This window comes from Burkholderia sp. 3C (assembly GCF_054589155.1).
Window position 1 is genome coordinate 161,756 of the sequence record NZ_BAAILN010000136.1, and the last position, 13,462, is coordinate 175,217.

Genomic DNA, 13,462 nt, shown 5'->3' on the forward strand with positions numbered 1-13,462 from the left:
CGCGCACCGCGGCGGCCAGGCTCGCGCCCATGCCCTGCACGGCCTCGCCGGCCACCAGTACGCGGCAGCCGACGATCGCGAGCCGCTCGGCCAGCACGTCCGCGCCGGGGCGCACCACGGCGATCACGTCGGGAATCACGGCGCGCAGCCGGCGCGCGGCGGCCAGCGCCACGGGCGTGCCGTCGGGCAAGGCGGCGAGCAGCTTGCTGTCCTGCCCGGAAGGGTCGAAACGGGTGCCGAGGCCGGCGGCCAGCAGCACGCCGACAAATCGCGAGGAATGCAGATCAACCATGAGCAAGGCCGTGAGCGGGTGAACTGTGAGGGCGATTGTGCGGGCGGGCGGCGTGAACTACAAGCTGCGAGCTGCAAGCCGCAAGCCGCAAGTCGCAAGTCGCAAGTCGCAAGTCGCAAGTCGCAAGTCGCAAGTCGCAAGTCGCAAGTCGCAAGTCGCAAGTCGCAAGTCGCAAGTCGCAAGTCGCAAAGCCGAAAAGCCGAAAAGCCGAAAAGCCGAAAAGCCGAAAAGCCGAAAAGCCGAAAAGCGCGAGCCGCGAGCCACGCATCTCGCATCTCGCACCACAAGCCGTGAACCACATCCGTGGACCACTGAACCGCGACGCCGCGCATCAATCCCGCCCGGCATCCCCCCGCGCATAGCGCGCCAGAAACATGTCGGCGGCCGATTCGGCCAGCACGCGCTGCGCCGGGCCGGCGACGGCCGGCTGGCCCATCGCCACCTGCGGCCAGAACGCGAACGATTTCACGAGCCCCTGCAACTGCTCCGACGCGAAACGCGGGTCATCCACGCTCAAGCGCCCGTCGGCCGCGGCCGCGCGAATCCACGCGCCGAGATCCTCCTCGCGCTCGCCGAGCCGCGACACCATCTCGCGTGCCTGTTCGGGCGAATGGATCGCGGCGGCGATCGCCACGCGCACCAGCGACAGGAACGTGTCGTCGCTGAGCAGGCGCAGCTTGCGCATCAGCAGCTCGATCAACTGGCCGCGCAGCGGCGCGTCGGCGCGGTAGACGGGCGCGTCGCCGGCGCGCGTCGAATCCCACAGCCGGTGCAGGATCGCCGCGAACAGCGCCTCCTTGCTCGGGAAGTGGTTGTAGACGGTGCGCTTCGACACCTGCGCGCTGGCGGCGATGCGATCCATGCTGGTGGCGTCGTAGCCGGCCGACAGGAATTCGTCGATCGCCGCGCCGACGATGGCGGCGCGTTTGCGGTCGGTCAGGCGGGTCGGGGAAGCATTGGAGTCCATGGGCGAATTTTACACTGCCCGGTTTACTTTTCCCGGAAACAAACTACACTAGCGAGTCTACTTTTCGATTCCGGACGGATCCCGATGACTTCGCTCTCCCAATGGTTCAGCCGCACGCTGGGCTTCGCCGCCGCGCGCCGAGGCCGCGCAATGTCGGCCGGCTCGCCGCAGCATGACGGCGAGCGCTTCCGCAACGTGCGGCCGCGCCCGGCCGAGGGCATGGGCAAGATGGTGTCGATCGCCTGGAACATGCTCGTCAACAAGCCGGGCGGCACCGCGCCGGCCGGCACGCTGCCGGTGGATCCGCTCACGCGCGAGGCGCTCGACGCCGCGCCCGACCGCAGCCTCTACCGCCTCGGCCATTCCACGATGCTGCTGAAGCTGCGCGGCCAGTTCTGGCTGACCGATCCGGTGTTCGCCGAGCGCGCCTCGCCGTTCCGCAACATGGGGCCGAAGCGCTTCCACGCACCGCCGATCGCGCTGGCCGACCTGCCGCCGCTGGCCGGCGTGATCCTCTCGCACGACCATTACGATCACCTCGACCGCGACACCGTGCTGACGCTGGCCGCCACTACCGAGGTGTTCCTGACGCCGCTCGGCGTGGGCGATCGCCTGATCGAATGGGGCGTCGACGCGGCCAAGGTGCGCCAGTTCGATTGGTGGCAGGGCACGGAACTGCACGGCATCGCGTTCACGGCTACCCCGGCGCAGCACTTTTCGGGCCGCAGCCTGTTCGACAGCGACAGCACGCTGTGGGCCTCGTGGACGATCATCGACGGCGACCTGCGGGTGTTCTTCAGCGGCGACACCGGCTATTTCGACGGCTTCCGCGAGATCGGTGAACGTTACGGCCCGTTCGACGTGACGCTGCTCGAAACCGGCGCCTACGACGCGCAATGGCCGTACGTGCACATGCAGCCCGAGCAGACGGTGCAGGCGCACCAGGATCTGGGCGGACGCTGGCTGATGCCGGTGCACAACGGCACGTTCGATCTGGCGATGCACCGCTGGCAGGACCCGTTCGAGCGCGTGTTCGGCCTGGCGGCCGCGCGCGGCATTCCGCTCGCCACGCCACGCATGGGCGAGCGGCTCGACCTGGCCGCGCCGCATCGCGGCGAACGCTGGTGGCGCAACGTGACGGAAGTGGTGGCGGCCGAACCGGTGCGGCAACGCCGCTGGCGCTGCCGCGGGACCAGCGCGACTTGATGCCAACGCCAACGCCAACGCCAACGCCAACGCCAACGCCAACGCCAACGCCAACGCCAACGCCAACGCCAACGCCAACGCCAACGCCAACGTCGCGAGGCTGACCTCTCAGTCCGCCTCGCGCCGGTAACGCTTGCGATACTCGGCCGGCGTCACGCCCACGTGCCTGACGAACGCACGGCGCAGCACATCCGCATTGGCGAAGCCGCATTTAGCGGCCACCTGCTTGGGCGCATCGCCGGCCGTCTCGATCAGCGCGCGCGCCGCCGTCACGCGCGCCATCTCCACCCACGCCGCCGGCGTGACCCCCACCTCCGCATGAAACAGCCGCGCGAAATGCCGCGGGCTCAGGCCCGCGTGCTCGGCGAGGCTCCCCACGCTGTGATCGAGCCCCGGCTGCGCGGCCACCCAGCGCTGCACGTCCTGCAGCACCGAACGGCCCGCCGGCGCCGTCTCGCCGTGGCGGCTGAACTGCAATTGCCCGCCCGGCCGCTTGAAATACATCACCAACTGATTGGCCACGCGCATCGCGATCTCGCGGCCGAGATCCTCCTCGACCAGCGCGAGCGCCAGGTCCAGCCCGGCCGTCACGCCGGCCGCCGTGCGCAGCTTGCCGTCGCGCACGTAAAGCGCATCGGGTTCGATCTCGGCGGCCGGGCAGCGCGCGGCCAGCGCCTCGACGGCGGCCCAGTGCGTGGTGACGCGGCGGCCGTCGAGCAGGCCGGCATCGGCCAGCACCAGCGCGCCGGTGCACACCGAGCCGAACCGGCGGCAGCGCTTCGCCGCGCCGCGCAGCCAGGCCAGCACGGCGCCGGACACGGCCGGCGCGTCGTGCGTGGCGATGCCGGGTGCGCCGGCCACCAGCAGCGTGTGCGGATCGGGCAGGGCGTCGCCGACCACCGCGTCGGGCACCAGCCGCGCGCCCGACGAGCTGACCAGATGCCCCGGCTCGCAGGCCAGCACCTGCAACTGGTAAGCCGCGCGGCCTGCTTCCAGGTTGGCCTGCGCGAACACGTCGAGCGGCCCGCTGACGTCCAGCAACTGCACGCCCGGCACGGCCAGGATGGCGATGGTCTTGCTCATGAAAACTCCCGCTGAGGGCGGTGGCCGCTTCCCGCGCGATTTGGCAGAAAGTGGCGTGTCACGCCGATTGAAGACAATACTAGCACGCGGGAGAATGGTCTCCGAAGCCCACACACGGAGAACATCATGATCGACATCGGCGGCATCAGCGTGCCCGACAGCCAATTGGCCCGCGACATCACGGAATTCGTTCGGGACACCGAAAGTCCCTTGCTGTTTCATCATTCGAGCCGCGTTTATTACTTCGGCGCGCTGGCCGGGCGCGACCGCGGCCTGAAGTTCGACCCGGAACTGCTCTACGCGGGCGCGATGTTCCACGACGTCGGCCTGGTGCCGTCGCACAGCAGCGCGCACGAGCGCTTCGAGGTGGACGGCGCGAACGCCGCGCGCGATTTCCTGCGCCAGCGCGGCATCGCGCAGCACGACATCGATCTGGTCTGGACCGCCATCGCGCTGCACACCACGCCCGGCATTCCGCAGCACATGCACCCGGTGGTCGCGCTGGTCACGGCCGGCGTGGAGATGGACGTGCTCGGCCTGACCTACAAGCAATACAGCGATCACGAACGCGACGCCGTCACGCATGCGCACCCGCGCACGCCGCATTTCAAGGAAGACATCATCCAGGCGTTTTACGACGGCATCCGCCACAAGCCGGACACGACCTTCGGCAACGTCAAGGCCGACGTGATCGCCGACAAGGAGCCGCATTTCCACGCCGGCAATTTCTGTTCGGTGATTCGCTGTTCCGCCTGGCGCGGTTGAGCGTAAAGCGGCTGCGCGCGTTTTGCGGAAACGCCGAAAGAAATCGGTATGCACGGTGTAATCGCATACCGCGCGGCGAACCGGCCCGCCTGGGCAGATTGCACGCCGGGCGGGCCATTTGCGTTATTCATCAGAAGATTTCTGAATGCTTACCTGTATTCCGGTATTCATTCCTGTTTAAGAAAGAAAAATACCGAAAAAGCTAAAGTTGGATCGCGGCGGGCCGTAATCGCGGGCTGGTGTCCGACGCTGTGTCGACGGATGCCGACGCCGCATCGACACCCGTCGCATTGCGGGGCGACAGAACTGGAGAACCGCATCTTGAGCCGCATGCATCACACCGTTCGTTTCAAAATCGTGATGGCCATGACGGCCTGCGTGTTGATCATCGCGCTGGTCGGGATCTTCGGATCGCTAACCATTTCGCACCTCAGGCAGACGGTCAGCGACGAATACACCACCGTGGTGCAACCGGTTCGGATTCTCGGCGCGGTGCGCGGCGAGGTGCTCGACATCCGCCGCCTGATGCGGACCTTGCAGGTGGTGCACTCCGACGAGCGCACCCGCGCGGGGATCGACTCGATCCGCCAGTCGCTCGAACAGCTCGACAAGCAGTGGCCGGGCTACTACCCGGGCGCGATCACGTCACCCGCGGAGCACGAGATCGCCGACAAGATCAACGCGGCCATGCCGCAGTTGCATCAGTCCACCCAGCAGATCCTGTCGGCGCTCGCCGCCGGCAACTACGACGCGGCCGGGCAGATCATCGACGCGGAGAACGCCTCCGCCGACGCGATGCTCGACCAGATCAAGGCCGATATCGCGCTGAACGACCGGCAGGCGCGGCAAATGACGACCGACAGCGGCGACAGCGCGCGCACCGCGCTGACCATCGCGATCGCGCTCGTGATCGTGGGCATGCTGGTGGCGGCCGCTGCGTCGGTCTACCTGCTGCGCGCCATCATGCGCCCGTTGGAGAGCGCGATTGCGGTGGCCAACACGATCGCCGACGGCCGCCTCGAAGCGCGCATCGACAGCCACTATCGCGGCGAATTCGGCGACCTCATGCATGCGCTGAAGGCGATGGACGGGCAACTGTCGCAAACCGTGCGCCGCATTCAGGCGAGCACCGGCTCGGTCTCGCTCGCGGCCAAGGAAATCGCCACCGGCAACCTCGACCTGTCGGCGCGCACCGAGGAGCAGGCCGCCTCGCTGGAAGAAACGGCGTCGAGCATGACGCAACTGACCGAGACGGTGAAGCAGAACGCCGAGAACGCGCGTCAGGCCAACGGCCTCGCCACCAACGCGACCAACCTGGCCGACGACAACAACCAGGCGATGCGCGAGATGGTCGACACGATCCTCAAGATCAGCGGCAGCTCGGGCAAGATTTCGGAGATCACCGGCACCATCGAGGGCATCGCGTTCCAGACCAACATCCTGGCGCTGAACGCCGCGGTGGAAGCGGCGCGTGCCGGCGAACAGGGGCGCGGCTTCGCCGTGGTGGCGTCGGAAGTGCGCACGCTGGCGCAGCGTTCGGCGGCGGCGGCCAAGGAGATCAAGGAGCTGATCGCCTCGTCGGTCACGCTGATCGAGGGCGGCGCGGGGCAGGCCAACGAGGTCAGCGACAAGATGGGCCGCGTGCGCGAGGCGATCCGCCGCGTGTCGGACATCGTCGCGGAAATCTCGGCGGCTTCCGACGAGCAGTCGCGCGGCATCGAGCAGATCAATCAGGCCGTCACGCAGATGGACGAGGTCACGCAGCAGAACGCCGCGCTCGTCGAGCAGGCCGCCGCGGCGGCGCAGTCGCTGGACGAGCAGTCGGCGGTGCTGTCGGAGGCGGTGTCGGTGTTTCGCCTGACCGGCGGCAACGGCGGGCAGGCGCTGGCGCCGTCGTATGGGGCCGCGCCGCGTCTCGGCACGCCTGCGCTGGCCTGAGACTGAGACTGTCGTGAGCTTCGGCGGCGCGTTTCAGCGCCGCCGCGCCAGCTTCACGCGCGCCGTCTCGCGTTCATCGGGCGGCAGCGCATCCTCATACACGAACTCGCCGCCGATCAGCGCGGCCACGGCCACGCCGTCGCGCAGCAGCACGCGGTTGCCGGCCAGCGCCGGCACCTTGCGGCCCGGCAGCAGCGTGCCGGCCAGGTTCAGCGGATCGGCGCCGCTGACGGCGATCCACTGGCCGTCGGCCGGCTGGCGGCGAATCTCGCGCAGCACCGGAATCGCTTCCGGCAACGCAAATTGCTCGCCGGCCAGCCCCGCCACGAAACGGCCGCCGCGAATCTCGCCGCGCGCCTCCAGCCGCTGATAGACGCGCAACAGTTCGCGCCACGGCGGCAGCCATGCGGCCTCGCGTTCGAGCAGCCGCCAGAACACCACGCCGTAGCGGCGCAGCAGTGTCCAGGCCAGATGTTCGAGCGTGTCGCGTTTGCCGCCCGAGCCGTTGCTGTCCTCGTCTCCCGCGATCTCGACGCGCACCGGCCGCCGCACCAGCGACCAGCGCCCCGCGTCGTCCATGCCGCCGATCAACGCGCCGCCGCGCCGCGTGCGCGGGCTGTAGAACGCGCTGCGCTTGACGGCTGGGCGCAGCAGCGCGCGCAGGCCGGCGAAGCTGTCGGCGTTGACGCGGCCGGCCGCCACCAGCTCGCCGAGCGCCTGTTCGAGTTCGACGGGCAGCAGGTGCGTGTCGTCCACCAATTCCTCGAAGAACATCGCGCCGTGCGCAGCCAGCGCGTCGTGCACGCGCGTGGCGCGCGCCGACAGCGCCGGGGCGGCGCCCTCGTGCAGCGATTGCCAGACGCCGACATGGCGGCGCGGCAGCAGCACGATCGGCGTGGTCTTCACGGGGCCGCCGCCGCTTTTGGCCGCCGCGCCGGCCGGCCGCGCGGGCGGCGCGATGCGGGTCCAGACGATGCGGCCCGAGCGGCACAGCTCGTCGATGCCGCCCGTCGTGTAATCGCTCAAGCGGGCCGGCAGCAGTTCGTCTTCCCACGCGCCGGCCGCCGCCTCGAAGCCTTCCAGTTGTTCGACTACCGCGGCCAGCGCGTCGCGGCCCTGGCCGCGGGTGTCGCCGCTCGCGTGCTGCCAGTGCAGCAGGAAGCGCATGAAATCGGCGCGCTCCACCGGCTCGATCTCGCGGCGCAGACGCTTGACCGTGTAGCGATGGATGCGCGCGAGCAGATGCCGCTCGCACCATTCCTCGACGCTGGCGCCGGGCGTGAAGCGGCCGCGCATGACGTAGCCCTCGGCTTCGAGCGCGAGCAGCGCGGCCTGCACCTCGGCGTCGGGCAGGCCGAGCGGCGCGGCGATGGCGGTCAGCGGCAGCGGGCCGAAGCCGGTCAGCCGCGCGCGGATCACGTCGAGGCGCGCGGCTTCGGGCGTCCAGTCCACGGCGGCGCGGCCTTTCGGCGCGGCGAGCGGCGGGGCGAGGCGCGCGGGCGGATGCAACGCGCGCAGGCAGGCGATCCGTTCGGCCGGCACCCACAGCGTGAGCGCATCGGTCACCTGCAATGCGCTCACGCGCCTGGCCGCTGCCAGCTCGGTGAGCGCCGCGAACCAGCCGTCGTGCGCGTGCGCTTCGTCGTCGCTGACGCAGGCCAGGCTGACCAGCGCGTCGTGCACTTCGTCGGTGTCGCGCACCAGCGGCCACGCTTCCTCGCGCACGGCGGCAATCGCGTCGGCGTCGAGCGCGCCCAGATCGTCGGCCGATTCGGGGTCGGTCCAGCGGCGCGCCAGCACCGCCTGCGTGCGACGTTCTTCGAGCGGGGCGTCGTCGAGGAACGCATACGGCTTCGCGTTGAGGATCTCGGCGGCCAGCGGTGACGGCGCGGGCAGGTCGCGCGCCACCAGCGTCACCTCGCCGGCTTCGATGCGGCGCAGCAGCGCGAGCCAGCCTTCGGTGTCGAGCGCGTCGTGCAGGCAATCGTCGAGCGTCTGATCGACCAGCGGGTGCTTCGGGATTTCGCGCTCGCCGACGATGTTCTCGATGCAGGCCACCTGATCGGGGAACACGGTCGCGAGCAGGTCCTCGCTCTTCATGCGTTGCAGTTGCGGCGCGGTGCGGCGGCCGCCCGTGTAGCGCGGCAGGCCGAGCGAGGTGGTGGCGTTCCAGCGCCAGCGCACCGCGAACAGCGGCGCGTCGAGCAGCGCCTGCACCAGCACGTGCTCGGCGGTGGCCGCGCGCAGGTAGCGCCAGACTTCGTCGAGCACGAAGCTGTGCGCGAGCGACAGCGACAGGATGATCGCGTCGTCGGTGGCGGCGGCCTGCAGCTCGAAGTTGAACGTGCGGCAGAAGCGCTTGCGCAGCGCGAGGCCCCACGCGCGGTTGATGCGGTTGCCGAACGGCGCGTGGATCACGAGCTGGGTGCCGCCCGATTCGTCGAAGAAGCGCTCCATCACGAGCGTCTGCTGGGTCGGCAGTGCGCCGAGCGCCGCGCGGGCACGCGCCAGATAGTCGACGATCTGCCGCGCCGCTTCGGGGGCGAGGCCGAGCGAGGCGGTCAGCCAGGCCAGGGCGGGGGCGAGGCGGGTGGCTTCGGTGGACGCCGAGGGGGATGCGGGCGGAGTGGAAGCATCGGGCGACACGGCTGCGGTCGGCTCCGGTGCTTGCGCGGGCGGCTTGCGGGCCGCCTTGGTCCGCGTGGCAGTCGTGGGCGTGGTTCGCGCCGGGGCAGGCGCCTTGGTTGGCGTGGCGGCCATCGGCGTGGCCGGTTCCGTGGCAGGCTCCTCGGCTGGCGCGGCAGTCGTGGGCGTGGCCCGTCCCGAGGCAGCCGCCTTGGCCTGCGCGGCAGTCGTCGGCGTAACCTGCGCCGAGGCAGCCCCTTTGGCCGGCATTGTCGCCGTCGACGCCCCTCGCGCCGTAACGGCCACCGCCGCCGACGTCCGCGCCGCGCCGATCGCGCGCGAGGCGGCCGGGGCGGCGCGATCGAGTTCGCCCTGTTCGAGCAGCGCGTCGATCGTGGCGCGCAGCCGCGCGACGCCGGCCGACAGCTCGTCGCTGCGCCCCGGCGCCTCGCCGAGCCAGAACGGGATGTTCGGCGCCTGTCCGCGCGCGTCCTCGACTCGCACGCGCCCGTTCTCGACGCGCAGAATCCGGTACGACTGGTTGCCGAGCTGGAACACGTCGCCGGCCAGGCTCTCGATCGCGAAATCCTCGTTGACGGTGCCGATCTGCGTGGCCTGCGGTTCGAGCAGCACGGCGTAATCGGCGGTATCCGGGATCGTGCCGCCCGAGGTCACGGCCGTGAGCCGCGCGCCGCGCCGGGCGCGTATCGTGCCGGTGCTCAGGTCGCGATGCACATAGGCGCGACGCGGCCCGCGCCGGCTCGAAAAGCCTTCGGCGAGCATCGCCAGCACCTCGTCGAAGCGTTCGCGCGGCAGCGCCGCGTAGGGCGCGGCCTGTGTGAAGCAGCGGAACAGCGCGGTTTCGTCCCATTCCGCGCAGGCCACCTCGGCAACGATCTGCTGCGCGAGCACGTCGAGCGGCGCCTGCGGCATGCGCAGTTGGTCGAGTTCGCCGCGCGCCACGCAATCGAGCAGCGCTGCGCATTCCACCAGCTCGTCGCGCGAGAGCGGGAACAGCCGGCCCTTCGGCGTGCCGCCGACCTGGTGCCCGGAGCGGCCGACGCGTTGCAGGAACGGCGCGATGCCGCGCGGCGAACCGATCTGGCAGACCAGGTCGATGTCGCCGATATCGATGCCGAGTTCGAGCGAGGCGGTGGCCACCAGCAGCTTGAGCTTGCCGTGCTTGAGGCGCTGTTCGGCGTCGAAACGGGCTTCCTTGGCGAGGCTGCCGTGATGCGCGGCGATCGCGTCGTTACCGAGCCGGTCGCCGAGATGGCGCGCGAGCCGCTCGGCCAGCCGGCGCGTGTTGACGAACACGAGCGTGGTGCGATGCGTGGCGGCGAGTTCGGCGATGCGGTCGTACACGCGCTCCCACACGTCGTTCGACATCACCGCGTCGAGCGGCACGGGCGGCAGTTCGAGCGCGAGATCGCGCTCGCGCACGTGGCCGACATCGACGATCGTGCAGGCCGGCGCGGCCGCGCCGTTTGCTTCGTCATCCTGCGTATCGCCCGGATTCGCCGCATGCGTCGTGCCCACCAGGAACCGCGCCACCCGGTCGATCGGCTTCTGTGTGGCCGACAGCCCGATGCGTGGCAGCGGCCGCCCGGCCAGCGCATCGAGCCGCGCGAGCGACAGCGCCAGATGGCTGCCGCGCTTGTTGCCGGCCAGCGCGTGGATCTCGTCGACGATGGTGGTGCGCACCGTCGACAGCATGCGCCGCCCCGATTCCGACGACAGCAGCACGTACAGCGATTCCGGCGTGGTTACGAGGATATGCGCGGCGCGCTTGCGCAGCGCGTTGCGCTCGGCCTGCGTGGTGTCGCCGGTGCGCACGGCGGTGCGGATCTCGGGCACCGGCAGGCCGAGCCGCGCGAGTTCCTCGCCGATGCCGGCCAGCGGCGCGTCGAGGTTGGTGCGGATATCGTTCGACAGCGCCTTCAGCGGCGAGACGTATACCACCAGCGTGGTGTCGGGCAGCGTGCCGTCGTGCGCGAGCGCGTCGCGCACCAGCTCGTCGATCGCGCAGAGGAACGCGGTCAGCGTCTTGCCCGAGCCGGTCGGCGCGGCCACCAGCGTCGAACGGCCGGCCTGGATCGGTGGCCAGGCGCGGGCCTGCGCCTCGGTGGGCGCGTCGAAGCGGCGCGCGAACCACGCGGCGACGGCCGGATGAAAGGCGTCGAGCGGGTTGCTGCCGGGGCGGGGGCGGCGGGTACGGGTGTCCATCGCGATGGCTCGGGCGGGCGCGGCGCGCAAGGCGCACGCGCCCCGTTAAGGGTGCAGTGATGGCCGAAGGGAAAGGACCAGTGTGCCAGAGCGCCGGTGGGGCCGGATCGGCTGACGCGGGGTGCTCGGCACGAGCGGCGTCATGGCGACCATGCCGACCACGTCGGCCACATCGACCACATCGACCACATCGACCACATCGACCACATCGACCACATCGACCACATCGACCACATCGACCACATCGACCACATCGACCACACCGGCCACATCGACCACACCGGCCCAGATGGGGATGCTCCAGCCGAACGCAATGCCCGTGCGCGGCCGGCGGCCGAACTCAGCGCCCCGGCTCGTAGAACAGCGCGAATAGTTCCGACTGCGAATTGACGCCGAGCTTCGCGTAGATGTGCTTCTTGTGCGCCCGCACTGTCTCGAACGAGATCGTCAGCCGCTCGGAAATCGCGCGTGTCGAGAAGCCGCTCAAGCTCAGTCGCACTACCTCGACCTCGCGCGCCGTCAGCGGCGTGTGCCCGCGCTGCTGCACCACGCGCTCGAAATGCTCGGCGTAGCTGGCCTCGTCGGGCGCGGCCGGCAGCGCCGCATCGGCTTCGAGCGCCGTGCCGCGCGTGCTGCCGCCGGTAAAGGTTTCGTAAGGCAGGCGCTGCCGCATCAGCGCGATCACCCACGGCGCCACCACCGCGAACACGGCGAGATCGCGCTCGCTGTAACGCCGCGTCGCGCCGAGCGAGAAGATCAGGGTGTGGCTCTCGTCGACGGCATGGTTGAACTGCACCTCGTCGCCGATGATGTTGCTCTTGAAGTAGCGCTGGTAATAATCGGTCATCCGGAAGTTGTCCGGCGCGACCGATTCGAGCGTGACGAGGCCCGAGGCGGGGCGCTCGCAGGCCGCGATATAGAACGGATCGAGCTGGTACAGCGCGCCCAGGTAGCTCTGGAACATCACATCCACGGTGCCGTCGGGCGTGGGCGATTCGGCGCACACCAGCGGGGCGCGCTCGCGCGCGAACAGCAGCCCCACCCAACTGTCGAACGGCACGAAGCGTTGCAGCACGCGGCTCAGGCGGGTCCAGAAGTCGGCGCTGTCGATCGCTTCGATCAGCGTCGCGACGTGGTGATGGAACGCGAGATCGCGCCAGTCGAGTTCCATGTGTCCTCCGATCGTGGTAACCCAGGTGGGGAATTCCTGGACAAAAATAACGTCCCGATAATAGCGCCACGCCGCAGGCCTCGGCCCGCGGCGCAATGCGAGCGCGAGTCTATCGGCCCGCAATACTGGAGGCAAGCAGATGCAAATCGAATTGGCGCAGATCCCGGTGGTCGACGGCAACGTCGAACCGAACCTGGCGCGCGTGACCGAGGTGATCGGCGCGCGGCGCGACGGCACCGACCTGATCGTGTTTCCCGAAACCACGCTGACCGGCTTTCCGACCCGCGAGAACGTGCGCGACGTGGCCGAGCCGCTCGACGGCCCGTCGCTGCGCGCGGTGCGCGACGCCGCGCGCGCGGCCGGCACGGGCGTGGCGGTGGGGTTCGCCGAGCGCGACGGCGAGCGCTTCTACAACACCACGGTGCTGATCGACGCCGCCGGCGAGATCGCGCTGCGTTACCGCAAGACCCACCTGTGGGCGTCCGACGTCGGCGTGTTCGAGCCGGGCGAGCGCTTTGCCGTGTGCGAATTCAAGGGCCTGACGGTCGGCCTGCTGATCTGCTACGACATCGAATTTCCCGAGACGGCCCGCGCGATCGCCTCGCTCGGCGCCGATCTGCTGATCGTGACCAACGGCAACATGGATCCGTTCGGCCCCGTGCATCGCCGCGCGATCGTGGCGCGCGCGATGGAAAACCAGATGTTCGCGGCGCTCGTCAACCGCATCGGCGGCGGCGACGACAACCTGAGCTTCCCCGGCGAGTCGGCGCTGATCGCGCCGTCGGGCGATGTCCTGAGCGAGTTGCACGGCGAGGATGCCGTGCTGTGCACCACGCTCGACCCGGCGCTGCTCGCGGCGAGCCGGGAGCATTACAGCTATCTGCACGACGCGCGCGTGCGGCTCGACCTGCGCGACGATCCCGCGCCGGACGCCGCGCCGTTCGCGGGGCGCGGCCGCGTGATCCGCGCGCGCTGAACCCGGGCGGGGCGGCGCGCCGGCTCATGACCGGCCTGCCGCTTCGTGGTGGCTGCCTTTTGCTGCGGCGCTGCTTGGTTGCTGCGCAGTTGCTGTTCAGTTGCCGTTTCGCTGTTGCTTCGTGCCGGGTTGCGGCCTCGCTGTCGTTGCGTTGCCGCTCGACAGCCTCATCGCCTGATCGGCTTGCCGTCCGACCGTTCGCCCGGCTCGCCG

Annotated in this window: 11 protein-coding genes; 5 read left to right on the forward strand and 6 right to left on the reverse strand. The window is 69.9% G+C overall.

The genetic code is table 11. From position 1 onward, the window contains the following. Together ACYP33_RS28740 and ACYP33_RS28745 are read right to left on the reverse strand one after the other, a co-directional pair. Positions 1 to 292, reverse strand: a 292-nt coding sequence (locus ACYP33_RS28740; protein WP_459624776.1) for an NTP transferase domain-containing protein, incomplete at its 3' end; no start/stop codon positions are given. A 331-nt stretch (positions 293 to 623) separates the two neighbouring features. After that, complete coding sequence (locus ACYP33_RS28745) at positions 624 to 1,259, reverse strand: TetR/AcrR family transcriptional regulator (RefSeq protein ID WP_459624777.1); 636 nt, start codon at positions 1,257 to 1,259, stop codon at positions 624 to 626. Positions 1,260 to 1,343: 84 nt separating this feature from the next. Between ACYP33_RS28745 and ACYP33_RS28750 the strand changes: the two genes are divergently transcribed. Further along, positions 1,344 to 2,465, forward strand: coding sequence for an MBL fold metallo-hydrolase (locus ACYP33_RS28750; RefSeq protein ID WP_459624778.1), 1,122 nt, complete (start codon positions 1,344 to 1,346; stop codon positions 2,463 to 2,465). Between the two features lie 108 nt (positions 2,466 to 2,573). On the opposite strand, the gene ACYP33_RS28755 is transcribed toward ACYP33_RS28750, so the two are convergent. Then, positions 2,574 to 3,548, reverse strand: a complete 975-nt coding sequence (locus ACYP33_RS28755) for a GlxA family transcriptional regulator (protein ID WP_414441374.1) — start codon at positions 3,546 to 3,548, stop codon at positions 2,574 to 2,576. A 126-nt stretch (positions 3,549 to 3,674) separates the two neighbouring features. Here ACYP33_RS28755 and ACYP33_RS28760 point away from each other — a divergent pair, with 126 nt between their 5' ends. Together ACYP33_RS28760 and ACYP33_RS28765 are read left to right on the forward strand one after the other, a co-directional pair. Continuing rightward, entirely contained in the window at positions 3,675 to 4,313 is a 639-nt protein-coding gene (locus ACYP33_RS28760) for an HD domain-containing protein (protein WP_414441375.1), read from the forward strand. A 330-nt stretch (positions 4,314 to 4,643) separates the two neighbouring features. Beyond that, positions 4,644 to 6,251 carry a methyl-accepting chemotaxis protein gene (locus tag ACYP33_RS28765; RefSeq protein ID WP_459624821.1) on the forward strand — a complete coding sequence of 536 codons (1,608 nt, stop codon included), beginning with the start codon at positions 4,644 to 4,646 and terminating at the stop codon, positions 6,249 to 6,251. Between the two features lie 33 nt (positions 6,252 to 6,284). Here the strand turns inward: ACYP33_RS28765 and ACYP33_RS28770 are convergent, their stop codons facing one another. The 3 genes from ACYP33_RS28770 to ACYP33_RS28780 all read right to left on the reverse strand — a co-directional run bounded on the left by ACYP33_RS28770 (position 6,285) and on the right by ACYP33_RS28780 (position 12,273). Further along, positions 6,285 to 11,102: a DEAD/DEAH box helicase gene (locus ACYP33_RS28770; protein WP_459624779.1), complete on the reverse strand. Its 4,818-nt coding sequence runs from the start codon at positions 11,100 to 11,102 to the stop codon at positions 6,285 to 6,287. Between the two features lie 45 nt (positions 11,103 to 11,147). Next, positions 11,148 to 11,381, reverse strand: coding sequence for a hypothetical protein (locus ACYP33_RS28775; protein ID WP_459624780.1), 234 nt, complete (start codon positions 11,379 to 11,381; stop codon positions 11,148 to 11,150). A 61-nt stretch (positions 11,382 to 11,442) separates the two neighbouring features. Next, complete coding sequence (locus ACYP33_RS28780) at positions 11,443 to 12,273, reverse strand: response regulator transcription factor (RefSeq protein ID WP_414441378.1); 831 nt, start codon at positions 12,271 to 12,273, stop codon at positions 11,443 to 11,445. A gap of 139 nt (positions 12,274 to 12,412) precedes the next feature. On the opposite strand from ACYP33_RS28780, the gene ACYP33_RS28785 reads away from it, so the two are divergent. Then, on the forward strand, positions 12,413 to 13,249 hold the full coding sequence (locus ACYP33_RS28785) for a carbon-nitrogen hydrolase family protein (protein ID WP_459624781.1): 837 nt from the start codon (positions 12,413 to 12,415) through the stop codon (positions 13,247 to 13,249). A gap of 26 nt (positions 13,250 to 13,275) precedes the next feature. Then, on the forward strand, positions 13,276 to 13,462 hold a 187-nt coding region (locus ACYP33_RS28790; protein WP_459624782.1), incomplete at its 3' end, for a hypothetical protein.